This is a genomic window from Paenibacillus sp. YAF4_2 (assembly GCF_052113225.1).
Classification (GTDB): Bacteria; Bacillota; Bacilli; order Paenibacillales; family Paenibacillaceae; genus Pristimantibacillus.
On the sequence record NZ_JBFRCT010000011.1, the window covers coordinates 38,277 to 62,235 of the forward strand.

Consider the following 23,959-nt stretch of genomic DNA (forward strand, 5'->3'; position numbering starts at 1 on the left):
GCATAAAACGCGCCGTCCTGCCGTGTAGGGCAGTCCGGCGCGTTCAACCGTTATGTTACATTATGCGAATCGCAGGGCTAATGTCACTTACCCATGCCATGGCACATTTTATACTTTTTACCGCTGCCGCATGGGCACAGATCGTTACGTCCTGTACGTTCTTCACGCTTCGTAGGGCGTTTCTCTGCTTCAGCAGGACTGTTCGTCGTCGTTTGGCCTTGTGCGACCTCTTGACGCTCCAGGTTGCTCTCCACGCGTGCCTTCATGATGTATCTCGCTACTTCTTCTTGGATGCTGTAGATCATTTCCTTGAACATCTCGAAGCCCTCGAATTGATACTCACGAAGTGGATCTGTACCGCCGTATGCACGAAGGTGGATACCTTGACGAAGCTGATCCATCGCATCGATGTGATCCATCCATTTGCTGTCTACCGCACGCAGTACAACAACCTTCTCGAATTCACGCATCGTCTCGGCGCCAAGCTCGGCTTCACGCTCATCATAATAAGCGACAACCTTGCCCTTAATAAGCTCGATAATGTCTTCCTTCTCTTTGCCCCACAGATCTTCTTTCGTGAAGGTATCTTCCTGCACGAGATTCGAATTGGCATAATCAGCGATTTCTTGCAGTTCCCATTCTTCCGGAATATCGCCTTCCGTATGCGCGGCAACCACATGCTCGATAACCGGAACGATCATCTCCATGACAATCTCCCGGATATTTTCCGAGTACAACACATCACGGCGCTGCTTATAAATAACCTCACGCTGTTGGTTCATTACATCGTCATATTGCAGGACGACTTTACGAGTATCAAAGTTGCTGCCCTCTACGCGTTTCTGAGCGGATTCTACCGCACGTGTAATAAGGCGGCTCTCAATCGGTTGATCCTCTTCCAGACCAAGACGATCCATCATGCCCATAATGTTCTCTGCACCAAAGCGGCGCATCAGCTCATCCTCCAAGGAGAGATAGAACTGCGAGGAACCCGGGTCACCTTGACGACCAGCACGACCACGAAGCTGGTTGTCGATACGACGGCTCTCATGGCGCTCTGTACCGATAATGTGCAGACCACCCAGATCCGCTACACCTTCGCCGAGCAAGATATCCGTACCACGTCCCGCCATATTCGTAGCGATCGTAACTCCACCCGCTTGACCTGCGTGAGAGATGATTTCTGCTTCTTCCGCATGGAATTTCGCATTCAATACTTTATGCGCTACGCCGCGTTTTTTCAGCATATCAGCCAATCTCTCCGAGTTCTCGATCGAGATCGTACCCACAAGCACCGGTTGATTGTTACGATGACGTTCCACAATTTCTTCGACAACAGCTTTGAACTTGCCGTTCTCCGATTTGTAGACAACGTCCTGCAAGTCTTTACGAATAAGCGAACGGTTCGTCGGGATTTGAATAACTTCAAGACCGTAGATCCGTTTGAACTCTTCTTCCTCTGTCTTCGCCGTACCAGTCATACCGGACAGCTTACGGTACATACGGAAGTAGTTCTGGAATGTAATCGTTGCAAGCGTCATGCTCTCGTTCTGAACCTTCAGCTGCTCTTTTGCTTCGATCGCTTGGTGCAATCCATCGCTGTAACGACGGCCAGCCATAAGACGGCCTGTGAATTCGTCAACGATAACGACTTCTTCCTCATTAACAACGTAATCAACGTCACGCTTCATGATCACATGAGCTTTCAGCGCTTGTTGCACGTGGTGGTTAAGCGTTACGTTGGCATGATCAAATAAGTTCTCGATGTTGAACGCTTTCTCTGCCTTATCAACGCCTGCTTCCGTCAGTGTTACGTTACGAAGCTTAATGTCGACTGTATAGTCCTCTTCTTGCTTCAAGCGGGTAACGAAACGATCAGCTGCGAAATACAGCTCCGTCGACTTTTGTGCTTGTCCGGAAATAATAAGCGGTGTACGCGCTTCGTCGACCAGGATGGAGTCCACTTCGTCTATAATGGCATAATAAAGCGGACGTTGAACCATTTGCTCTTTGTAGAGCACCATGTTGTCACGCAAATAGTCAAAGCCAAACTCATTATTGGTACCATAAGTAATGTCGCAGGCATACGCTTCCTGCTTCTCCTCATGCGTCAAGCCGTGCAGGTTACAGCCGACTGTCAGCCCGAGGAAATTGTACAGTTCAGCCATGATCTGGCTGTCACGTGATGCAAGATAATCATTGACCGTAATAACGTGTACGCCTTTGCCTTGCAAAGCGTTCAAGTAAGTCGGAAGGGTAGCAACGAGTGTTTTACCTTCACCCGTTCTCATCTCAGCAATCTTGCCTTCATGCAGAACCATACCGCCCATCAGCTGTACGTCAAAATGACGCATGCCAAGTGTACGCTTCGATGCTTCACGTACTACCGCGAAAGCCTCTGGCAAAATCTCATCAATGCTTTCGCCTTTTTCAATACGTGCCTTGAATTCTTCCGTCTTGTTACGCAACTCTTCGTCCGACAGCGGAGTGATCGTGGACTCGAGTCCGTTAATTTCTTCTACCGTTCGCGTGAGACGCTTGACCTCGCGCTCGTTTGCATCACCAAATATTTTTTTCACTAGTCCGAGCATGGTCTTCCCCTTTCGTAAATACGCCTGTTTGCCTTAAATTGTAACAGTTTGTAGTGAGCGCCGCAACGCATCACGTTCATTTCCAGCAATAAGCAGGTATACACTCATATAAAAGGCCTCTTCCCCCATTCGGAGAAAAGGCCGTGATTGGCATTATTGTAAGTATTAATGAAGGAATAATTGCTGGCTTCAGATTATTCTTGCTCGATTAGGCCATACTTCCCGTCGCTGCGTTTATAAACAACGTTCACTTCCTTGTTATCAATATTGGAAAATACGAAGAAGTTATGTCCAACCATGTTCATTTGCAAGATCGCTTCCTCTACGTCCATCGGCTTCAGCATAAATCGCTTCGTCCTAACGAGCTCGAGTTCATCTTCCTCATCCAATACGGATAGGGCCGTTCCGCCTGCACCTTCCTTGAACAGCGACTTAACGCCGCCCTCATATCGGAACTTGCGATTGATCTTCGTCTTATGTTTGCGAATTTGACGTTCGAGTTTGTCCACCACGACATCAATGGAGGAATACATATCCTCACTCTTATCTTCCGCCCTCAGCATAACGCCAACCAGCGGGATGGTCACTTCAACTGCATGTTTTCCTTTGGTTACGGAAAGGGTAACTGTTGTTTCGGAGGCAGGTGCTTCTTCAAAATACCTTTCCAATCGACTGATCTTCTTCTCAGCATACTCTCGTAAAGCTTCCGTCACTTGAAAACGATGACCTCGAATGATGTATTTCATGGGGCATTCCTCCTTTACGTATTCTTATTATAACATATGCAATCGCCTATTTCAAAATAGTTTTTAGTTTATTGTGAATTTTCAGATAATATTTTCGAAGGAAGGCCATTAACAAGTTACTTCATTAATATGTGAATAAGCTGTATAACATGACTCAAAGATAACGCAAAACAAATGACCGTATAAAAAAATGAAAAGCCCCGGTTTCCCGGAGCTTAAAATAGGCACTTGTCAATCGAACCATATAATGTGGCTGATGAACCAGCCTGAATGATTACAGTTTGACTACGTTTGCAGCTTGTGGACCGCGAGCGCCTTCTACGATGTCGAATTCGACCGCTTGGCCTTCTTCGAGCGTTTTGAAGCCTTCAGCTTGGATTGCGGAGAAATGAACGAATACGTCGCCGCCTTGTTCAGTCTCGATAAATCCATAACCCTTCTCTGCGTTAAACCATTTAACTTTACCTTGCATACATAAACAGTCCCTTCATCTTCAAATGCTGTGAGGCGTCTAAGATATGTTATGGCCCACAAATCGAATATACCATCATTGACACACTATTGTCAATATTTCCATGTAAGCGAATTCATAATTTTTAAAATACAAGAAAGTATAGTTTATTTCTCCTATACTATCTTATATAAACTACCTTTTTGCATCAAAAAATAGACTGTCTCCGCCGCCGTATGCTGAGTCATATTTCGCCTGAGAACGGCGTCCTTGCTGGATTTTTTCCCACTGTTGCTTCGCTTCATCGCGGAGTGAAATCATTCTAGCAATGATGACGGACTCACTGGAAATAATCTTGTCTGCTTCCAGACGGAGAACGGCCAATTGCTCCACAGGGGCTTCCATATGTTCCAGTTCCTTGAACAGTTCTTCTCGCTGCCGCATATATTCGTCGAACTGTTCCAGATCGGCATTGTCCAACCGCTCAACCAAATTAGACGACAGTTGAATGAGTCGCTGTAAAAGAGCTTCCATTAGCATGTCCCGCCATCTGATTGACTTGTTTGGCCGCTTCCACCCATGTTGCCTTTAGATCAAGCAGGTGGCCAAGCACCTCTTCGGCTGGTTCGGCAGACTTCTTAGTATTCGCTTCGATAAGCCGTTCTTTGAAGTAATCGTAAAGCAGCAGCAGGCTTTCCGATACCGGGTTCGAGCGATCCAGCGTAATAATGAACTCACTAATAATATCCTGTGTCTTCATGAGACTCGTATGGGCATCCGCATTCCGCTGCTCTCTAATCGCCTCAATGCCTTGACGGCAGAAGCGAATCGCGCCGTCATAGAGCATGATGAGCAAAGTAGCAGGGTTAGCGGTTTGGATCGAAGTCTGCATGTATGGGTTGCGCGGTTGGTATTGCATAATAGGTTAACCTCCTGAATTGAGCAAAGATGCCAGGCTCGAGCTCCGTGAGTTCATCTGACTGATGTAGGTTTCCATTGCGGTGAATTGATTGTAATATCTGGTTTCCATGTCATCAAGACGAGTCTGAAGTCTGGAGATTTGATCATCTAGTTCTAATGATTCTTTACCAAGTACATATGTACTTCTAACAGAAGTACTTGCACCTGCTTTGTCAACAATTTGACTAAAAACCGAACTAGCTTGATTGTATAAGCGTGTAGCAATACCATCGCCAGATGAAGATTTGCTATTGCCATCATCGGATGTAAATAAAGCCGTCACTTCATCTGGATTATCCGCAATCATCTGCTTGAGTTTCGTTTCATCAATATACAGCTTTCCGTTATCCTGATAGTTTCCGCTAACCGAAGAGCCGCTAATTAATGAGCTGGAAATGCCAATATCAGATAAGTATTTCATTTGACCAGAAGCTAATCCACTAACAGATGAAGATAACGATTGTCTCATTGTATATAAGCTGTTAGTAAGCAAAGAATCACTCGCTAGCAGCCCGCTCTTAGCCTTTGATTCCCACTGCTCGATCTGAGTATCGCTCATTTCTTTGCGCTGAGCATCCGTAAGCGGAGTGTAGTCACGGTACCGATCTTCGGATAACTCAGAATTAATAGTGCTGATTAGATCATTATACTTATCGACGAACGTCTTAATCTTATTGTATACACTGTCAACGTCCTGGGTAACTCCAATTGTTGTTGCAGTGCTGCTTTCTTGCTTTGCCGTAACACTTAATCCCGCTACCGTAAACGTATTAGAATCATATTCACCCTGTACACCGTTAAATGATATTATAGCATTTTTTCCATCTGCATGGATGGCAGGGTTTCCAGTTACAACCATTGGAGAATCGAGACCTAAGGAATCAAGCAGCCCGCTATCTGATTCTGCAAACGTAATCGCTTTACTGCTGTCAGCATTAGCGAAGCTTAGCTTGCCGTCTTTATCTAGAGATACTTTAATTTCTGAGCTTTGAAGGTCGCTATTCATACTATCAATTAAATCACCAACCTTAGTTGCAGATGTAACATCAAAAGTATGAACTACACCACCAACATTAACCGTAAGTGTCTGAGTACCCGTCACTCCACTCAATTGAGTTCCAGCTGTTAGAGAATCTACTGATCCTGTGATGGTCTGTGCCGATACGCCCGTCAGATTAAAGAGCTGGTTAAGATTCGCGCCTTTCAAGTCAATGTTCGCATCTGCACCAGTTTTTGTAGAGGAGAAGAACATCGTCTTCAGTGTTGAATCATAAGAGACCTTAACCCCCGTAGCTGCCGACTGACTGTTAAAATTAGCAGCAAATTGCTCAAAAGAATCGTTAGGATTAATATCAAGGTCTACAGAGCCTTTCGCTCCCTTTATGGTAATCTTGGAAGCCGTCGCAATTCCCATATCCGATAATTTTGTTCCTGTTAATTTGCCGCTAGTAAGGGACGCAGCCCCTGCCAACTGTTGAACTTTTAGAGTATACTGCCCTTCAATTGCATTAGCTGTACCACTAACCGTTGCAATACTATCATTTGAGGACGTAGCCGACTTTGCCAGATAACCGGACTGCAGTTTCATATCGAATGCTGCGTTCTTAAAATCTAGAATCTTGTTGTTTAGCGTCCGATAATCATCCTGCACCCACTGGTTTATCTGTTTCTTCTGGTTGAGTTTATCCAGCGGCACGCGCTGGGCATCCATCAGTTTTGTAATCATGCTCTCGTAGTCGATACCCGATGCCAATCCGGTTACTCGTAAAGTACTCAATGGTTGTCCCTCCTATTAGTTACCGTTTTTCGTCAACTATCAGACCTGCCATCTCCCAAAGTTTCGCGATAAAGTCCAAGGATTTCTCAGGTGGGATTTCCCGCAATACTTCACCTGTTTCTTTATCCTTGACCTTCACTGCTACCAGATGAGTCTGCTTGTGCACATCAAATTGAAGTTCAGTTGGTCTTCCGCGCATAGCTTTCACTGCCTGTTCAATGTTCTTAAATAATTGTTGTTCTCCAATGCTAACCTTCTCGCCATGCACTTCTGCTGTCTTCATTTCCTCAAAGGAGGTATAAGTACGTGTTCCTTGTACATTTGTATCCATCTGCAACGAAGTTTCTGCATATGCTTCTTTGCTTGGTGTTGTTTTCACGGTGTCCGATGCGGAAATTCGTTCTGATGGAAAATTCGATCCTGAGATAGACATATTAGAGCTCATCCGAATTCCCCTCCTGGCAGTGTGATGTTACCTACTATATCGGAATAATAATTTGCAATTATTATAGATATGATCCGGTAAACCGTATAAAAAAAGAGACCTTAGATGGCCTAAGGTCTCTCTTATGTCCGCTAAGCAGCTTGAAAATTAACGGAGAAGTTGAAGCACGCCTTGCGGCTGTTGGTTAGCTTGTGCAAGCATAGCTTGTGCAGCTTGTGCAAGAATCGAGTTCTTCGTTTGCTCCATCATTTCTTTCGCCATATCAACGTCACGGATACGGGATTCAGCAGCTGTCAGGTTCTCGGAAGAAGTGTTCAGGTTGTTGATTGTGTGTTCAAGACGGTTTTGGAATGCACCCAATTTCGAACGCTCGGAAGAAACTTTGGAAAGAGCATCGTTGATCGAAGTGATTGCAGTCTCAGCACCAGCTTGAGTTGTGATATCAACACTAGCGATACCTAGGCTGCTGGAATCGATTTTGTTAATGTCAACTTTCATTGTTTGGTTTTGGTTAGCACCAATATGCATAGTCAGAGCGCTGTTGTTAGTTACGATGTCGGAAGTGCCTGCTCCTGCAAGTGCAGTGTCAACAGTCATCTTGAAGCCCAGGCCGCCAGCCTGGAAGTCGCTGTCAGTGATTTTCAAGGCAGCTGCGCTTGTGTAAGTAGTAGTGCCAGCGGAGTTAGTGATTGCAAAGTCATCAGCTGTTCCATAAGTAGCATTCAAGTTGAAGGACATTTCGCCAGCTTGAGTATTAGTATTCGACGAAACAGTAAACTTGACCGTACCAGCATTGTTTGTCAGAACTGCATCTCCTGCAGTAATGTCAACACCAGCAACGGTAGCTACTTCAACACCATTTTTGTCTTGGAGTGAGAAGTCAAACTTACCACCGCCAACGTCTTTAGTAGTCAGCTTATAATCACCGAGTTCAAGCCCTGCTACGTTACCGGAAGTTAAATCAAAATCAGTCGCAGCGTCGATACCTGTTGTATTTGTTTTAACGTCAGCCCCTACAGTAGCAGCAGCAGCTGTTGTCACTGTGTAAGTATCAGATGCCAGATTGGAATCAACTACTTGTACTGGTTGAAGAACATGACCGTTTGTTTTGATATTCGCAGTGTTACCTACGCTACCATCCAACAATTTCTTCGTATTGAACTCAGTTGTGTTGGAGATACGGTTGATTTCGTCTTTCAGCTGCGAAACTTCTTTTTGAAGCTCTTTACGGTCAGTATCTGTGTTTGTATCATTGGAGGATTGAACCGCCAGCTCACGCATACGTTGCAGAATGCTGTGAGTTTCGTTCATTGCACCCTCAGCTGTTTGAATCATCGAAATACCATCTTGACCGTTTTTTGAAGCCATGTCCAAACCACGGATTTGGCCACGCATTTTTTCGGAAATTGCCAGACCAGCTGCATCGTCACCTGCACGGTTGATACGAAGACCGGAAGACAGTTTCTCCATGGACTTGCTTTGAGCGCTGGAAGCGTTGTTCAGCGAGCTCAGAGTGTTAAGTGCTGCAATGTTGTGATTAATACGCATTGTTATTTCCTCCCTGAATGTCTGTTAGTTCCGCATCCTTGCGGAAGCTTACGGTGAAAGGGTCGGCCGCCCCTCCCCCGCGCTTATTATATATATCGACAGCATTCGAGAGATTTTATAGAGGAAAAACAAAAATTTCTATTTTTATTTATCAATTTGATTTTGTTTGAACAATTGTATAACCTCATTTAATGATTGCAGGCTGCTTACCGCTTCCCGATTGGATGCCTGAATGCTGACATACAGTTCTTTACGGAAAATCTCAATTTCCTTAGGAGCACGAATACCCAGCTTCACATGGTCACCCTCAACACCAAGCACAACGACTTCAATATTGCCGCCGATCATAATCGATTCATCTGTCTTTCGAGATAATACGAGCATGTCGCTCCTCCTTAGGGTTGATATAAAGGTGTTCTTGAACTAAAGGCATGGTCATGTATGATATACTGCTTGCCACGATTCGTAGCCGTATTCAGGACGATCGGTGCCAGCAGATTAATGGTTGATTTCGCAGGATCTGTTTTTAAGGTAATAACCGACCATATCTCTATATCTTTCTCCTCGGTAAGCTCCAATTCTTGCATGACCGATTCTGGCAAATCCCATTCATAATCCGTATAAAAGAAAAAGGGGCTCGCGATAACAAATGTAATATTCTCATCTTCTGCAGATTGCATCAGCCTAATCGGCAATTCACCTTCTATTTCAGACAACACAAATTGACGCAAGTGCTCAAAGCCTGGTATCCCATTATCGAATTGATATGTAATCAATCTAATCCCCTCTTCTGCTCGAAAATAAAAAAAAGAAAACTACAGGCCACGTACGACTTATACGTATACGGCCTATAGTTATTAAACCTAATTCTATGAAACTTGTAAAACGTCTGCTATAAAACGGTATCAATACTAGGTGGTGTAATCTGTACGGATGCATATTGCCGCATATAGATCTCAGCTTTGCCAGGTGTGTATTCATGAATCGCACGGTTAGGTGTAACCTGCAAATCAACGCCGCCTTCTTCCACAGAGATCTGCACCTTGCCCGGCGTATAACTTAGATCCACGTTATCTATGGAAGCCGGTCCTGCAACAGGAAGAACCAGACCTTCTTTCCGCCAGTCTTTCGCTATATCCGGTATCGGATTGCTTTTCACATGTGCAAGATCAGCAAGTTGCCGTCCTTCCTCCATACGCCTTGCAATACCTTGCAAGGCGATTTCTTTAGCCTGGGAGTAGATTCTGCTCGACACTTCCAAATTGTTTGCTAAACCCAGCCCATCCCAAGCTCTGTCTTGATTAATTTCAAGAACACCCATAGGTTGCTCAATAGATAGCTTCGATGGAATTTGACGCATATCCATTGTAGCCTGTGGCTGCTCAATATGCTGCTCCGCCGGCCTTATTTGAATACCAATAAGAGCCGGCTGCTGTTGAATTTGAATTTGTCCTATAGACATTGAATCAGTCCTATCTTAGGAAATCAACAAGACTTGGTTGGATAATTTTTGCCCCTGCAGACAAAGAAGCTTGATAGACATTTTCCAGTGTTGTCATATTCGTGATGGCCTCAGCCATATCAACGTCTTCAACGTTTCTCTGCATCTTCTGAAGGTTCGTATCTACATCAGATAAACGACTTTGTACAATCTCTACACGATTAACTCGCGCTCCAATTTGAGCTCTTGCCGTAAGCATCGTGTTCATTCGGGTATCAATTTGGCCTAGCAAATTACTAAGCCCTGCTTGGTCCCCGCTGCCTAGCATATCATAAGCGCGATGCATAAGTTGGAATAGGTTATCACTAGTCTCATCTGCTGCATCTGTAACAGGTTCACCAAACACTTCATTACCAGTAATATTAACCTCCATCGTCATACCTGGCGACAGTTCGTATTTTATATTTCCGGTATCAGTCTGGTTGTTAAATGCTTTTGTTTGGGGCGGAATAGCCGTAGGATCAACCGCTTGATCTAAACCAATTGTCGAGTAGGGCTTAGCACCTGTCTGCTCACCATTAAACATTTGTTTGCCATTAAATTGACTATTCCCGATCTCTACCATTTGATTGTATAACTGAGAGACCTCAGTCTGAATAGCGGTCCGGCTTGTCTCTTCAAGTGTGCCATTCGCGCCTTTAATAATTAATTCTCTGAAACGTTGGACGATGTCAGTTGCTTGTCCAATTGTAGTATCCATATAGTCTAGGGAAGACAATGCTGCATCCGCATTGTCCGTATATTGATCATTAGATGAAATCTCACCCCGATAGCGCAGGGCAAAAGTTATACCTACTGGATCGTCGGAAGGTTTATTAATTACTTTACCTGTCGAGATCTGGTCTTGCAGTTTGCTCATATTATTCATGTTGTAATTGATATTACTAAGCATCTGGGAAGACATCATTGTTTGCGTTACGCGCAATGCCATGTGGCTGCACCTCCGGCTTTATCTAGTAGATTATAGGCCGACGCGGCCCATGCTGTTAATAATGCGATCAAGCGTCTCGTCGATAACGGTCATCACACGTGCCGATGCGTTATAGGCATGCTGGAACTTCACGAGATCGGACATCTCTTCGTCCAGCGATACCCCGCTGACGGACATCCGGCGAGAATCCACCTGTTCAACGATGGTTTTCTGATTCGACTGTAGACGTTGCATTTCCTGAGATTGGACACCAAGTTGACCAACAATCGAGCGGAAGAAACCGCTGATCGAGTTGCTATTCGTCCCATCAAAAGCAAATTTCGTATCGCGTGCTTGCGACATAAGGACAGCCATCGAGTTATTGCCCGCTACAACTGACTCGGTACCATCAGAGTTAAAAGTCACTTTCATGGAAGTTGCTAGCAGAGTAGGGTCTGCCACAATCTTCGGATTGAGCTGAATATTAGCCGCTGTCAAATTATCTGTATTGCCATCAGCATCTGTGAACAGAGGCTCACCTTGCTCACCATTCATCGTATAACCAAGCTGATGCAGGCCGTTGAGTCCTTGTACGGTTACTTTCAAAGCTTCCGTTATCTCACGGTTGCCATTGGCGGTGCTGTATGTAACGCCATTCAGTACCGTTCCTTCTGGCAGTACAGAGCCTTTAGGAATTGTAACTTCAATATCTCCGTTAGCAATGGTATTCGCCATTTGGTTCAATTGATCCACATAGCCTTGGACATATTTATCACGGGATTGAACGGTTCCGTAGATGGCACCGTTATCCAAGTCACCACTGGTAATTGCAGCGGTCATGTCATCCAAGGTCAATCCTTGTGACGCCTCGGCGGATTTGCCTGCAACCAGAGTCATACTGCCCATCGTGATTGTATAGCCGTCAGATAAGTCCGACACCTTGATATTCGCAAGACCGGATAATTCGTCAACCAGCGCATCACGTTGGTCCCGCAGGTCATTTGCATCATCGCCAATACCTTCAATTCGCTGGATCTGCCCGTTCAAGTTAGCAATTGTGCTGGAGATCGACTTGAGGTTATCCAGGTTGATTTGCGCATTTTCCGTCAAATCAGACTTCAAATCATTAAGCTGCTTGGATGTATAGTTAAAGGCATCCATCATGGCTTTCGTCTGTTCAACCAATACGGCACGGCCATCTGAGCTTTCCGGCGTTTTACTTAAGTCCGACCAGCTGTTCCAGAAGTTCGAGATAACGGTCTGCAAGCCGGTGTCACTTGGCTCGTTCACGATCGTCTCCAGCTTCTCCAGCGTGTCCGTCTGAACCGTGTAATTACCCAGCCATTTGTACTCACTGTAGTACTGGCTGTCCAAGAACTTATCTCTTACCCGTGTGATTGATGTTGCTTCTACGCCGGTACCAAGCTGGCCTGCCGCTGTAGAATGTGAATAGCCGTAGGCTTCGATTGGACGAGCTGCAGAAAAGTTAACCCGTTGACGGGAATAGCCGACCGTGTTGGCATTGGAGATATTATGGCCAGTTGTGTTCAGCGCCGTCTGTGTCGTGAATATGCTTCGCTTCGCGGTCTCCAGACCATGGAATGTAGATGTCATCGTATCTTGTCCTCTCTCTGCTTAAGTCTTGAGATTGTAGCGACTAGCACGCTGCACATTCATTCCTTGTACGGCGCGATGATAGGTAACCTCGTCCTCCGGTGCACCAAGAAGCAGGTCCTGTGTGAACTGCAAATAGTCCAGATTCATCCGAACGAGCTGCTGATTAAACGTGTTAATATCCTGAAGCGTCTTGATGGCTGCTGACAGCTCCCGCCACATATGCTGAAGCTCCAGCTTCTGCTCGGCATGGTAAACCATCTGGATGAGCTTCTCCATCTTCAAGGAGCGCATATTGCGCAGCCCTTGCTCCACGGTGTACCGCCCAACCTGGAGAAGACGCGTTTGTTCAAGCTCCACAATACGCTGCACGCATTTTTTCTCCCGGCCCGTAATGAGTGATACCATCTCTACATTCTCTGTTCGGATAGCCTGTGCCTTCTCATTAGCGTGCTGGATGAGCTCTTGGTGGGCATTAAGCAATTCCTGCAGGGTGAGCAAAATCTGCCGTACATGTTCGTTCATTTACTCATCATCCCTTCAGGTATGGAAGCAGCTTGTCAGCGATTTTGCCGGCATCAACCTTGTATGTGCCTGCAGATACGGATTGTTTAAGTTCTTCGATACGCTTTTGCCGTTCAGGACTATTCGTTTGGCTGGTGGAGAGCATTTCCTTCGCCTCCGCGGAGATCTCTACTATATCCTTCTGCTTCTTCTTATTCGCGCTATCAACCCGTTGATCCATTTGCTTCTGGTAGTTGTTATATGCGCCGATCCGATTCGTCTCATTTATCTTCATGGATAATCACCTCTTTAGTTAAACAATAGAAAAAAACCGATAACCTTTAACAGTATTATCGGTTTAGCAAGTTTGAAAATGAATAGGCCAACTTATGGGCTAAAAGATTAATTTTACCGGTTTTTATACTGGTCAATCCCTTTATAATAGACCTTCTCCGATGCACTCTTGGAAGCTTCCCTAGCCTCGTCCTCATTCATTTTCTGAGTATCTTTGATGAGGCGGGAACGGCAAGGGCTGCAAATATTATTCTCACGAATCAGGGTACCACATACTTCGCAAGGATACATGAGATTCGGGGCATTATACAGCGAAATCCGGCCCTCTTTAATAAACTTCGTAATCTGTTTGATTGAGACGCCTGTTGCATCGGACAGCTCCGTTATAATGGCACCCTTTTCTTTACGCAAAAAAGTAGAGCACAGCTCGTATTCTTTATCGATATCCCGGATACAAGCAGGACAGACATCACGAAAATTTTTGGCAAACAGCTTGCCACACCGAGGACAATTATCCAGATTCATCATCGATCCCCCAATTCTAGCGTTGAAAGTAGATAGGGTTATTCTAACGGATTAAGGGATTTTTTTCACTAGTAATCTTGTAAAAGAGGATTAGGACTAGGATCTGGCCCAGGTTAGGGCATAGATATCGAGTGGAATCTGTGTTTTTTGATGCAGCGCTGTTGCGCAAGCCTGAATGGTGCTGCCCGTCGTGTAGATGTCGTCGATAAGGAGAAGACGGATGGATCGTGCTGGTTGTGGAAGGGCATGCGGCTTACTAGTACTAGACTCGTAGGGTGCAGTCGAAGCGGCGCTCAAACCAGCGATCACCTCGGGTTTTGCCTGAAATAAGTGCCGGGTATCCTTCATACGCTCTGAGCGGGTTTTAAAGCTTTGCTTCTCGGTATGCCTTTCTCGGATCAGCATATCGTGGAGGGGAATGTGATATTGACCTGCTAAAATAGCTGCAAACCGCTCCGCCTGATTGAACCCCCTCTCCTCTGCCCGCTCCATACTTACCGGAACAAAGGTTACAGCATCCCATCCAAAAGATTGATTGGCCGCTTGGGAGCCCCCGCTTCGCGATAGGGCTTCCTTTGTCAGCGCGGCAAATGCAGGGAACAGCATTTGGGCTAGCAGCTGCTCCAGCTTCTCATTTCCGCGGTACTTGTACTGGGCCAGCCACTCTCGCATTTCACTGCTGTATGCCACAGCACTGCGATTCGCTATAAACTGGGCATCCGTACGACGGATACAGTCCGTGCAAGTAATCCCTCGGCCGCATATCCGGCAATTGATTGGAGTAAGCCATGGTATGGCCGCTTGACAGGAGGAACAGATTGATTTTGCAAAAGAGGATGGCAGATAGGACAGATAGGTTTGAAGCTGACTATGATTCGCTGATCGTATCGAAAGAGGCGCTGCCCCTGCCTCTTTCCCGCAGAAAGGGCATGAGGAGGCGCTGCTGCTGAGCAGGCGAATGGTTTTATGAAGATCCTGGGACGAGCGCTGAAAGAGATGTTTAAAGAACTGTCGCATGGGATGCCTCCTTCCGTTATGAATGGTTTAGATCGTTGCTGTTGAGTTAGTGTCAGACCGTTGAGTGACTATGTGTGATATGAAAACTGCTTGTGATATGGGCATGAGAGATATGTAATTAGAGATACAGTGCTAATGTGAGGTATGTACATCACCCTTAGACGGTAGTGTTTCGCTGCTTAAGCCAGCGCCAGCACCATGATCGGGAATTCTCGGTGTGAATCAAATAACCTCGTTTGCCTGCGATACGGTTCATTCCACGAATATGGCGGACTGCTGCTATTTGGGAACGAGTACGCTCCCTGCCGCAAAAGAAAACATGACCATTAGGGTCATCCCCAGATCTCCCCGCTCTGCCGGCCATCTGGACAAGGGAAGCCTCGTCGAACAAACGACCGTCTGCATCCAGGATATATACATCACTGCGTGGTATCGTTACCCCTCGTTCCAGGATGGTCGTTGTTACGAGTATTCGGATTTCACTTGTTCGGAACCGGCTTACCTTATCTGCTCGATGAGGATCTTGTGATGAAGTTCCTTCGATCGCCGTGATCTTCAATACAGCGCGCAGCAGTTTAGCCATCGGTTCAACCTGTACGATACGCTGTACAAAAATAAACAATTGGGCACCACGTTCCAAAGAATGATGTAGAGCTGCAAGCAGTACTCTAGGCAAAGACTTAGCCTGCAGAAGTTTGGCGACTGATGGTGTCCGGAGCAGTCCTGGCACCGGCAGAGGATGGCGATGATAACGGACAGGAACCCTCGCATGAGGCAGTTCACCTCTTCTCGCTCTGCGTTGAAGCTCCACTGGCGGTGTGGCAGAGAGCAGCAGCTTTGGTCCGTGAGGTGCACAGCTTTTATCAGCTGCATAATGCAGCATCGGATCACCGTGGTAAGGGAAGGCATCCAGTTCATCTATAATGACCAAGTCAAAAGACTGATAGAATCGCATCAGCTGATGCGTCGTTGCAAGCGTAATCTCTCCCGCTTCCCAGCGCTGCTCGCTGCCGCCATATAAGGTGACTACCCTGGCCTTGGGAAAGGCTCGTCTTATACGCGGGTCAAGCTCGATTACGACATCCCGGCGCGGAGTTGCAATTAAAGCTTTGCCGCCGCGTACGAGGACGGATTCAACAAGTGGAAAAATCATCTCGGTCTTGCCTGCTCCGGTGACCGCCCACAGGAGAAATTCCCTTTGATGCTGTTGCGGCGCTTCGATGAAATGAAGCGCTGATTCAGTGGCGGCCGCTTGCGCGGGGCTGAGCTGCCATTTGGATAGGTCGGCCGGAGTGGAGCCGGCCGGCAGTTGTGGGGCTGGCATGCCCAGCACGAGCAGCTCGCATTCGCGGCTGCGCCCCATCGTGAGGCATGCCGAGCAATAGGCGCACATGCGCCCGCATGCTGCGCAAGCCGTGCGGTGCATGTGCGCTTCGCCGCTGCCGCATCGCATGCAGCGGCACTCGCGCCGTCGCCGCCGGCCGCTCTCGGCGGCGACGGCGCCTGTGAGGCGCAGCCAGCTTAGCAGCTGCGCCAACTGCAGTGCGCCGCCGATGTCAGCGGCGGCGCCATCAAGCAGGGCGTGCGCTTCGCTGCGAAGCAGCGCACGGCCCTGTAAGGCCTTGGCGGCCAGCAGCGCAGCTGCCGCCAAGGCCTCCCGCGCGCGAGCAGCTGCGCGCGCGGGGCCAGGGCTAGAGCCGCCCGCGTCAGCGGCGGCTCGCGCCCAGCGCCGGGCAAGCAGGCTGGCATCGCCAGCAGCCTGCTTGCCCGGGCGCCCTAGTGGCGCGCCGGCCGCTTCGCGGCGCGCCTGCTCAATGCAGGCCGCAAGCAAAGCGAGCGGCCCATCCCCCATGCTGCCTGACTCATCCCAGGCAGCTCCAGCTTCCTCCCATAGCTGCACACTACGAATGGCATCCCCTAAAGGTATAGCTTCATTCCATAACAAACCAGCCTCCGCTTTTTCCCCTCCTAATCTAAGCTCTACCGCTTTACTCCGTTCTCTCTGATCTTTCTTTATACCAAGCTCTCTATCAGCGCGCAAAGCCGCTTCTGCCAGTCCCTCCTCCATCCAAAACTCCCTATCAACTTCCGGATTAATAGTCAGCTGAGCTAGCCATTGCCCTGCAATATGGATGAGATACACATTAGCCTTCACCGGTTCCCGCCTCTCCCGCACGCAAAAAAGCACACCTCAATGACGCTTATCGCATCATCGGGGTGTGCTTCACTCCGTGCTTCCAATTGGTTTCCATTATAGCTCAAAATGGCATTTTCGACAAATCTGAAGGATTCTGCAAATCTACGAGAATAGCTTGGTCAGGCTTGCTTACAACCCCTTCGCTCCGTAACGTCCACATCAGATCTGCTGAAGGGTTCTCGGATTGAGAGCGCATCCGCTTCTCTAAACCTTCATCCGCAAACACCTTAATATTCTTATTGCCTTCACTGAGCCGTTCGACGATTTGTGTAGTTTGATCCGCAGAGTGACCATCTACAACGGTTAAATGAACATCCGTCCCCATTCGGCGCGAATAAGAAGAAAACTGTCGAAGATACATTTCCATCCTCATATGCTGATCATGAGCGACAAGAACATAATGCTTGCTTTCACGCGTCTTGCCTCGCCGAAGCCTATAAGCCACATGCACCGATGCGGCGGCCAAAGCATAACAGCCAATCACAAGAAGTAAAATCGCAATCAGGTCGGCCACCTCCTCTTTGTGACAATATATGCCGTTATGCGCCCAGTGGTTCCGGCCATTTGGACAAGGAGGACAAAATGTGCGATCGACAGGTCTTCACCCCCTGTTGTAAAATAAATACCATACAAAAACGCGTGTGAAGCACACCGCTCTAATCCCATTTCTAACGGGAGAGCCGTGTGCTTTTTTTATTTTCTATATAAGGAGTGAATTAGCTATGTTCGAAGCTCAATACGAGAATTGGTTACTAACTCAAGTCGCAGCAAGCAGTGTTGAACGTAAAAGGAGGCTCGAAGAAGAACGCCATGCCGAGGATCTATTCCTCAAAAATGTTTGGTGGCCGGCAGTTGGACAATTCGAGCATTTACACGGTGAATACGAGGCGAGTGATTACAACGATGGGCAGCGGTTTCTGGATTATGCCTACATACGTGAGCCCTACAAACTCTGTATCGAGATCGACGGCTACGGCCCTCATTGCCGCGATGCCGACCGGAGGCAATTCGCCGACAGCCTCATGAGGCAAAACCATCTCATCCTGGACGGCTGGATCGTAATTCGTTTCTCCTACGACGATGTGAAAAGCAAACCACGCCAATGCCAACAATTCATCCAACAGCTCTTCGGCAAGCTCTACAGCCTAAAGCCAGACACCGACCTTACCCTAGAACAGAAGGAGATCCTGCGATACATGAACCTCCTCCGGAAGCCGGCTGCTCCTAAAGATATCAGCTTACTGTTGGACGTTAGCACAAAGTATGCCCGTAAACTTCTCATAGAAATGGTAGAACAACGTCTTCTGCAACCTGCAAATGTCACTGATCACCGCGTCCGAGCTTATAAACTACCTACCATTACATCCATCTCGAACTAACCCCATTTAAACTAGCTACTCTACTTCCACTTAAGACCCTCGCAGGGTCTTATCTCACCTCACACTCACAGTTCCCCCGCATCTAACCACCATTTTCCAACCGATAAGACCCTGCCAGGGTCTTATCACCCACAAACTAGCTAGTCTACTGCCACTTAAGACCCTCGCAGGGTCTTATCTCACCTCGCACTCACCATTCCCCCGCATCTAACCACCATTTTCCAGCCGATAAGACCCTACCAGGGTCTTATCACCCACAAACTAGCTACTCTACTTCCACTTAAGACCCTCGCAGGGTCTTATGTCACCTTGCATGCACCCTCGTACTTCCCATGCAACGCCCCAAAAAAACACAAAAAATCCCGCGTCTACGACACGGGACTCTATTATGTACCTGTAACCAGACCTGCTATGACTTTGGGCCGCCTGATGGCGGGCCACTCTCCACCCTGTTTCTGCCTCTCGCATGCAGCTTTGGTCTGCCCTCGATCGAGCCCCTCGCCTCCTGCGCGCTAGAGCCGCGCACCTTATGCCCGGCTACAGCGTTACCCAGCCATACTTGATAGATTGAATAACCGCTTGCGTACGGTCGTCAACCTCCATCTTTTGCAAAATACTGCTTACATGGTTTTTAACTGTTTTTTCACTAATGAACAAATACTCACCGATCATCTTGTTACTTTTGCCCTCAGCCATGAGACGTAGTACTTCTGCCTCCCGGCGAGTCAGTGGATTATCTTCACCTGCTACAAATTTTACGCCTGGTTCCATGCCTGCTGCAGCTCCGGAAATAACGCCCATGTCGTCTAAGTACGTCATACGGCGCAGTTGATTAATCAGCTTGCCTGTCACCTTAGGATGGATATATGCATGACCGTTCACTACGGAACGAATCGCGTTAATAAGAGACTCTGCTTCCATATCCTTCAGCAAGTAGCCGGTAGYCCCTTTGCGGAGTGTCTCGAATACATAGCTTTCATCATCATGAATGGATAAGATAATAACCTTCACATCAGGAAAAATCGTCTTCAAACGCTCTGTCGTTACTACACCGTTCTCGATAGGCATGTTGATATCCATGAGTACAATCTCTGGAATGGTGTGATTGCAGAATTCGAGCACTTGAATGCCGTCCCCGCATTCCCCAATTACCTCTAGATCGTCTTCCATATTTAAGATCCGTTTAAGCCCCTCGCGGAAAAGTTGGTGATCGTCGGCCAGCAATACTTTAATTTTTTGCTTTGTTCCCGGCGCTGCCTGGTTCATACGTCATCTTACTCCTTTCTACTCTCTACTGAAATTGGGATATGAACTATAATCTTCGTCCCGTGTCCTATTTTTGAGTCGATTTCCATCCTCCCTTCAAGAAGATCTACACGCTCACGCATGCCTATCAAGCCAAAATGGGAGTTATCCTGCGCATGGTTTTCCGTTTGTTCGCTCTGGAATCCAATACCGTTATCCACGATAATAACCGTGACCGTCTCTGTCGAAAAAGCAACCTCCAGCGTTACAAAGGATGCTCTAGCATGCTTGTGTGCATTGGTAAACGCTTCCTGAACGAGCCGGTATACCGCAGCTTCCATGGCTGACGGCATTCTGACTTCTTTGCCGTTAAGCTCGAAGATCGTACGAATCTTCGTCTTATCTTCGAAATCATGAGCGAACTTACGAAGTGCAGGTACAAGACCCAGATCATCCAGGGCCATCGGACGCAGATTGAAAATAATTTTACGAATTTCTTCCAACCCGGAACGAACCTGCCCTTTCAAATCTACTAATTCGTCCTGCACCAACTGAAATTCCTTCTTCAGCAGCATTCTTTCTGCAATTTCCGTGCGAAGAACAATATTGGCAAGGGATTGAGCCGGTCCATCATGAATTTCTCGCGAAATCCGTTTCCGTTCTTCCTCTTGCGCGACGATGATCTTAAGTCCCATCATCTGTCTTGTCTTCGCTGTCTCCAGAATACGTGTTACCTGGTTCAAATCACCAGACAAGTATTGAAGGACAACATTAATCTGAGAGGCAATCGTCTCCGCCCGTTCAATAGACTTCTCCACATTCCGGACCCGCTTCTGCAGATCGTCGCGCCGCGTTTTCAAATACGCTTCTTTCTCGCGATAGACCATCAGGTCGAGCTGGATTTGTGTTGCTTTCTCATAGGCGGTTTTGATGTCCTCTTCTTTATATCGAACAAAATCCCGGCTGACTTCAGTCAGCCGGATACGGGCACGCCGATAGTCCTGTTCAAGCTGGTCAACTCTCTCAATCGTCGTTATCGTTTCCGCTAACACAATCTCAAGCTCCTGGCCAAGTGATTCAAGCTCCTGGCGCGCTGATTCGCATATTTCGTAAATTTGAAGTTTACTGTCCTCCATTACGGAGATCGCATTAGTAATTACTTTATTAATATCGACAATGTGCTGGTCCAAAACAATCGGCAACCTTTCTCAAATTCTAAGAATATATAAGTTTCATCTTATAAATAGCGCTTAGAATTCTCCGGATGAAATGCTCCCGCTACCAAAGTACGACAAGCAGTTTCACCTTGTAGAAGGCTATTCCCCCCTATCATAACACACATTTACAGCCGCTCGTCCACACTTAATCGATGGCAATCTTTTTGGTCTTGCTATCGTAGGTGACCTTTAGACCCAGCTTTTCAGAGAATAATCGGATTGGAATAAGGGTGCGTCCATTCTTGATTATAGGAGCCACTTCCGTCTCGAAAAGCGCGCCATTGATATTCATTTCCTTTTTCCCGATTACCATCTCAAGCATCTTCGATCCATTAATTACCGTTACGCGATTGAGCTTATTGTCCCATTTTAAGGTAGCGCCCATCGCATCGGTTACAAAACGAATAGGTACATAAGTCGTACCACTTGTCTCGAACGGTGCAACTTCCATAGCGATAGATTTGCCGTTAGACACTGCGGCTTTCTTACCGATAGTCATTTCAATATGACGAGCTGTTGGAGTCGTTGCTGACGCAGCATACTGAAGCTTAATGTTATCAATGCCTACTGTTCCCGTAGCTGCCCGTTCGTCCTGCCCATCCGGTGTGGTTACCACATAAATGCGCTTCAGCTTGACTGGATAAGCCATACCTTTTGCCGATAAGTCGGCTTTGACCGATTTCCATCCAGACCAATCCAGCTGTTTTGCAAGATCAACCAAATGGACGGCGCCATTCGCATCGATGAACTCGGCACGCAACCAGTTCAAGCTTTTATCGCCATATACATCCATTGTCATAGAAATAGGGGAGCCGTCGACCGCTTTTCCGGAGCTGCCATTGAACTGTGCATACACCGCTTTGGTACCAGTTCCAGCACTAAAGTCATAAGAAATGCTCAATGCTTTCCCAGACGTTTGGCCTGGTAGATCCGTCACAAGCTTCACACTTCCCGTTGTTGTAGCAGCAGGAGTCACTTGCGGATTAATAGCGTAGCTGACGTTCTCGAAAGTCTCAAATGACTTCTCTGAGCCGCCTTGCGTAAACGGAAGCATCGTTGGGAAACCATCGTAGCGTCCAATAGCATAGCCTGTCTTAGTTCCAGAGCTTACAGAGCCAACGGTCAGAGTATCTCCACTAGTCGCTGCCGTAAAGCCGATGAATTCCCATTTCAGTGAATCTCCGGACAATTTATAGGTTTTGCCGTTTTTCAGCGTTATTTTGACCGGGATCGATACCGTTGCGCCTTTCGACAATAAGCCAGCTGCCGTGTCGAGCTTCAGCTCAGCAATTTGATCCTGACCGATTACCTCAACCGGGTAACTCGCTGTAACTGCCCCAGATTTGACGGTAATATTCGTTGAACCCGCCTTTGCAGCTGTGAACGTACTGCCGTTAAACGCGCCTACGCCAGCCGTAGAGCTGCTCCAAGTCGCATTCGCCCCGTCTACTGTATAAGGGTTGTAGTAGCTGTCATAGCCTTTTACAGAGAAGCTGGTGCTTTGTCCAATAAAGAGCACGTTGGAGCCGCTGACCGTAATCCCCTTCAGATTGCCTTTTGGTGCAGTCGTGAACACCCCAATCGAATTGGAAATGCTGCGCTGCGTTGTATCATATTGCGTGGAATGCGCAAGGCGAAGTGATGTTTCCCCAAGCGGGCGCTCAATCATCGTTGTTGAACCGCCGCCATCAAGGTTAATCCCTTTATAGACACCAAGCTTCACCATGACCTGCTGCAGTTCTTTCAGGTTCAGACCTGTGCTGTCACCGTAGTATTCACTTGTAATCAGGTAGACCTTCGTGCCGTCCTTCGAGTAGCCTACAGCCGAACGAGATACGTAGGAAGAGCCGCTGACACCTGTAATATCACGTGAGAAAGTCGCAGCCGCCCCGTTATTGACGAGTATCGTATGTCCGCCTACCAGCATTTCAAAGCTTGTAGGATCAACCTTTTGACCAGTTGTCTGAGACACGAGTGAATAATCTGACGTTATGGCCTGGCCGACTTGCAGATGCTCCATGATGTATTTCGCAGCAGTACCGTGGCCACGAAGGATATATCCGTCTGCTGGAATTGCCGTTGTCAGCGGCTTACCGTCCGAAATTTCCTGAACGACCCCGTTAACGACCAATGCTTCCGTTGGCGTTGCAGAAGAGTTCTTCGGCCGCTCTGCTCCGCCCCAGGCGCTATTGTAGATGTACAAGGCATTATAGTGACTGTAGTTCGAGGTTCCGCCTTCTGGCATATAAGCAGACTGGTTAAGTCCTGCTAAAACAAAGCTAGAGCCGTCTCCAGACGTAACCTTGCCATCAAAGGTATAGCTGTCGATGACAGGCTTACGATCCTTGGTCACCGCAAAAGCATACATGCCCTTGATTTGCATCGGGCTTGTCATCAGCGTTCCGCTGGTCACCTGCGCGCCCATTGGTGAACCTTCAGTCGTTGTTACGAAAACATCGGCGTTAATGCCTGCGACAGCGCCGTTTTCTTTGGTCATATTCATAACCGTATTCAGTTTGCCTACGGTATTATTTTTGCCGCTCATGACGTTCACATTCACATAAGGATTAGATAGATCTACTTCGATGACATGGACATTCGCTTGTGCTGCTTTACCGCTGCGTGTCGTTTTCCACAAATAGTCCAAACGTTGTGCGCCTGCCGTAATATACGACTGCTGAAGAAGCTTAAGGGATGGTTCGGCAGTGGCAGCTGCCACAGTTCCGATCTGCAATGGGTTCCATTCAAAAGAAAGTGCTGACGAGACTGGCTGTGCGAGCAGTGTACCACCGATAACTACAACCGCAATTTTTTTACCCAAGCTTCCCGTCTGCCGGACATTGTTGTTACGTACCTTACTCATTGTATAGCAACTCTCCTAATCTATTAATCTACTCATTATAGACTACTCGAGAGTCGGAAAAGTTCCGTCTATAAAAAATTCTTAATAATTGGGGGAAGTAGTGCTGGGCGGATGAATGGTAGAGGGGGAAAGGCAGGGCTGCGAGGAAAGGTCATTCTTCCGATCGCTGTTGCAG

At 47.3% G+C, this 23,959-nt stretch carries 23 protein-coding genes; 1 reads left to right on the plus strand and 22 read right to left on the minus strand.

What is annotated here, in order from left to right:
• Window positions 1–83: 83 nt before the first annotated feature.
• From secA to AB4Y93_RS23445, 19 genes are all read right to left on the minus strand, one after another.
• Window positions 84–2,591: a preprotein translocase subunit SecA gene (gene secA, locus AB4Y93_RS23355; protein ID WP_441895556.1), complete on the minus strand. Its 2,508-nt coding sequence runs from the start codon at window positions 2,589–2,591 to the stop codon at window positions 84–86.
• 194 nt (window positions 2,592–2,785) lie between these two features.
• Window positions 2,786–3,337: a ribosome hibernation-promoting factor, HPF/YfiA family gene (gene hpf, locus AB4Y93_RS23360; protein WP_441895558.1), complete on the minus strand. Its 552-nt coding sequence runs from the start codon at window positions 3,335–3,337 to the stop codon at window positions 2,786–2,788.
• Between the two features lie 274 nt (window positions 3,338–3,611).
• Complete coding sequence (locus AB4Y93_RS23365; protein ID WP_015847290.1) at window positions 3,612–3,809, minus strand: cold-shock protein; 198 nt, start codon at window positions 3,807–3,809, stop codon at window positions 3,612–3,614.
• Window positions 3,810–3,983: 174 nt separating this feature from the next.
• Entirely contained in the window at window positions 3,984–4,322 is a 339-nt protein-coding gene (locus AB4Y93_RS23370) for a hypothetical protein (RefSeq protein WP_441895559.1), read from the minus strand.
• Window positions 4,282–4,707 carry a flagellar export chaperone FliS gene (gene fliS / locus AB4Y93_RS23375; protein ID WP_441895560.1) on the minus strand — a complete coding sequence of 142 codons (426 nt, stop codon included), beginning with the start codon at window positions 4,705–4,707 and terminating at the stop codon, window positions 4,282–4,284. The genes AB4Y93_RS23370 and fliS overlap by 41 nt, the downstream gene beginning before the upstream one ends.
• 6 nt (window positions 4,708–4,713) lie before the next feature.
• Complete coding sequence (gene fliD, locus AB4Y93_RS23380; RefSeq protein WP_441895561.1) at window positions 4,714–6,525, minus strand: flagellar filament capping protein FliD; 1,812 nt, start codon at window positions 6,523–6,525, stop codon at window positions 4,714–4,716.
• A 19-nt stretch (window positions 6,526–6,544) separates the two neighbouring features.
• Window positions 6,545–6,970: a flagellar protein FlaG gene (locus AB4Y93_RS23385; protein ID WP_441895562.1), complete on the minus strand. Its 426-nt coding sequence runs from the start codon at window positions 6,968–6,970 to the stop codon at window positions 6,545–6,547.
• A 147-nt stretch (window positions 6,971–7,117) separates the two neighbouring features.
• The gene (locus tag AB4Y93_RS23390) at window positions 7,118–8,518 is read right to left on the minus strand and encodes a flagellin N-terminal helical domain-containing protein (protein WP_441895563.1); all 1,401 of its coding nucleotides are present in this window, start codon (window positions 8,516–8,518) and stop codon (window positions 7,118–7,120) included.
• Window positions 8,519–8,662: 144 nt separating this feature from the next.
• Window positions 8,663–8,902, minus strand: coding sequence for a carbon storage regulator CsrA (gene csrA, locus AB4Y93_RS23395; protein WP_441895565.1), 240 nt, complete (start codon window positions 8,900–8,902; stop codon window positions 8,663–8,665).
• Between the two features lie 11 nt (window positions 8,903–8,913).
• The gene (gene fliW, locus AB4Y93_RS23400) at window positions 8,914–9,294 is read right to left on the minus strand and encodes a flagellar assembly protein FliW (RefSeq protein ID WP_441895567.1); all 381 of its coding nucleotides are present in this window, start codon (window positions 9,292–9,294) and stop codon (window positions 8,914–8,916) included.
• Between the two features lie 116 nt (window positions 9,295–9,410).
• A complete protein-coding gene (locus AB4Y93_RS23405; RefSeq protein ID WP_441895569.1) occupies window positions 9,411–9,980 on the minus strand; it encodes a DUF6470 family protein in 570 nt (189 codons plus the stop codon).
• A gap of 10 nt (window positions 9,981–9,990) precedes the next feature.
• Window positions 9,991–10,950, minus strand: coding sequence for a flagellar hook-associated protein FlgL (flgL, locus tag AB4Y93_RS23410; protein ID WP_441895571.1), 960 nt, complete (start codon window positions 10,948–10,950; stop codon window positions 9,991–9,993).
• Between the two features lie 30 nt (window positions 10,951–10,980).
• Window positions 10,981–12,543, minus strand: a complete 1,563-nt coding sequence (flgK, locus tag AB4Y93_RS23415) for a flagellar hook-associated protein FlgK (RefSeq protein WP_441895572.1) — start codon at window positions 12,541–12,543, stop codon at window positions 10,981–10,983.
• Between the two features lie 21 nt (window positions 12,544–12,564).
• On the minus strand, window positions 12,565–13,068 hold the full coding sequence (locus AB4Y93_RS23420) for a flagellar protein FlgN (protein WP_441895574.1): 504 nt from the start codon (window positions 13,066–13,068) through the stop codon (window positions 12,565–12,567).
• A gap of 7 nt (window positions 13,069–13,075) precedes the next feature.
• On the minus strand, window positions 13,076–13,342 hold the full coding sequence (flgM, locus tag AB4Y93_RS23425) for a flagellar biosynthesis anti-sigma factor FlgM (RefSeq protein ID WP_167280945.1): 267 nt from the start codon (window positions 13,340–13,342) through the stop codon (window positions 13,076–13,078).
• Between the two features lie 113 nt (window positions 13,343–13,455).
• On the minus strand, window positions 13,456–13,866 hold the full coding sequence (locus AB4Y93_RS23430) for a TIGR03826 family flagellar region protein (protein ID WP_441895851.1): 411 nt from the start codon (window positions 13,864–13,866) through the stop codon (window positions 13,456–13,458).
• Window positions 13,867–13,962: 96 nt separating this feature from the next.
• Window positions 13,963–14,883 (minus strand): ComF family protein, encoded by a 921-nt coding sequence (locus AB4Y93_RS23435; protein WP_441895576.1) that lies wholly within the window; start codon window positions 14,881–14,883, stop codon window positions 13,963–13,965.
• A gap of 157 nt (window positions 14,884–15,040) precedes the next feature.
• Window positions 15,041–17,038: a DEAD/DEAH box helicase gene (locus tag AB4Y93_RS23440; protein WP_441895578.1), complete on the minus strand. Its 1,998-nt coding sequence runs from the start codon at window positions 17,036–17,038 to the stop codon at window positions 15,041–15,043.
• Between the two features lie 103 nt (window positions 17,039–17,141).
• Window positions 17,142–17,594, minus strand: a complete 453-nt coding sequence (locus tag AB4Y93_RS23445) for a hypothetical protein (RefSeq protein WP_441895580.1) — start codon at window positions 17,592–17,594, stop codon at window positions 17,142–17,144.
• Between the two features lie 208 nt (window positions 17,595–17,802).
• Here AB4Y93_RS23445 and AB4Y93_RS23450 point away from each other — a divergent pair, with 208 nt between their 5' ends.
• Window positions 17,803–18,459, plus strand: a complete 657-nt coding sequence (locus tag AB4Y93_RS23450; RefSeq protein WP_441895582.1) for a DNA-binding response regulator — start codon at window positions 17,803–17,805, stop codon at window positions 18,457–18,459.
• A 537-nt stretch (window positions 18,460–18,996) separates the two neighbouring features.
• On the opposite strand, the gene AB4Y93_RS23455 is transcribed toward AB4Y93_RS23450, so the two are convergent.
• The 3 genes from AB4Y93_RS23455 to AB4Y93_RS23465 all read right to left on the minus strand — a co-directional run bounded on the left by AB4Y93_RS23455 (window position 18,997) and on the right by AB4Y93_RS23465 (window position 23,784).
• The gene (locus AB4Y93_RS23455; RefSeq protein WP_441895583.1) at window positions 18,997–19,725 is read right to left on the minus strand and encodes a response regulator; all 729 of its coding nucleotides are present in this window, start codon (window positions 19,723–19,725) and stop codon (window positions 18,997–18,999) included.
• Window positions 19,726–19,733: 8 nt separating this feature from the next.
• A complete protein-coding gene (locus tag AB4Y93_RS23460) occupies window positions 19,734–20,894 on the minus strand; it encodes a sensor histidine kinase (RefSeq protein ID WP_441895585.1) in 1,161 nt (386 codons plus the stop codon).
• 172 nt (window positions 20,895–21,066) lie between these two features.
• Entirely contained in the window at window positions 21,067–23,784 is a 2,718-nt protein-coding gene (locus AB4Y93_RS23465; RefSeq protein WP_441895587.1) for a stalk domain-containing protein, read from the minus strand.
• Between the last annotated feature and the right edge of the window lie 175 nt (window positions 23,785–23,959).

Excerpts from the sequence above, each read along its gene's own strand:
- secA (WP_441895556.1), bottom strand. The coding sequence starts at position 2,591 with ATGCTCGGACTAGTGAAAAAAATATTTGGTGATGCAAACGAGCGCGAG.
- hpf (WP_441895558.1), bottom strand. The coding sequence starts at position 3,337 with ATGAAATACATCATTCGAGGTCATCGTTTTCAAGTGACGGAAGCTTTA.
- AB4Y93_RS23365 (WP_015847290.1), bottom strand. The coding sequence starts at position 3,809 with ATGCAAGGTAAAGTTAAATGGTTTAACGCAGAGAAGGGTTATGGATTT.
- AB4Y93_RS23370 (WP_441895559.1), bottom strand. The coding sequence starts at position 4,322 with ATGGAAGCTCTTTTACAGCGACTCATTCAACTGTCGTCTAATTTGGTT.
- fliS (WP_441895560.1), bottom strand. The coding sequence starts at position 4,707 with ATGCAATACCAACCGCGCAACCCATACATGCAGACTTCGATCCAAACC.
- AB4Y93_RS23385 (WP_441895562.1), bottom strand. The coding sequence starts at position 6,970 with ATGAGCTCTAATATGTCTATCTCAGGATCGAATTTTCCATCAGAACGA.
- AB4Y93_RS23390 (WP_441895563.1), bottom strand. The coding sequence starts at position 8,518 with ATGCGTATTAATCACAACATTGCAGCACTTAACACTCTGAGCTCGCTG.
- csrA (WP_441895565.1), bottom strand. The coding sequence starts at position 8,902 with ATGCTCGTATTATCTCGAAAGACAGATGAATCGATTATGATCGGCGGC.
- AB4Y93_RS23405 (WP_441895569.1), bottom strand. The coding sequence starts at position 9,980 with ATGTCTATAGGACAAATTCAAATTCAACAGCAGCCGGCTCTTATTGGT.
- flgL (WP_441895571.1), bottom strand. The coding sequence starts at position 10,950 with ATGGCATTGCGCGTAACGCAAACAATGATGTCTTCCCAGATGCTTAGT.
- flgK (WP_441895572.1), bottom strand. The coding sequence starts at position 12,543 with ATGACATCTACATTCCATGGTCTGGAGACCGCGAAGCGAAGCATATTC.
- AB4Y93_RS23420 (WP_441895574.1), bottom strand. The coding sequence starts at position 13,068 with ATGAACGAACATGTACGGCAGATTTTGCTCACCCTGCAGGAATTGCTT.
- flgM (WP_167280945.1), bottom strand. The coding sequence starts at position 13,342 with ATGAAGATAAATGAGACGAATCGGATCGGCGCATATAACAACTACCAG.
- AB4Y93_RS23430 (WP_441895851.1), bottom strand. The coding sequence starts at position 13,866 with ATGAATCTGGATAATTGTCCTCGGTGTGGCAAGCTGTTTGCCAAAAAT.
- AB4Y93_RS23435 (WP_441895576.1), bottom strand. The coding sequence starts at position 14,883 with ATGCGACAGTTCTTTAAACATCTCTTTCAGCGCTCGTCCCAGGATCTT.
- AB4Y93_RS23450 (WP_441895582.1), top strand. The coding sequence starts at position 17,803 with ATGTTCGAAGCTCAATACGAGAATTGGTTACTAACTCAAGTCGCAGCA.
- AB4Y93_RS23465 (WP_441895587.1), bottom strand. The coding sequence starts at position 23,784 with ATGAGTAAGGTACGTAACAACAATGTCCGGCAGACGGGAAGCTTGGGT.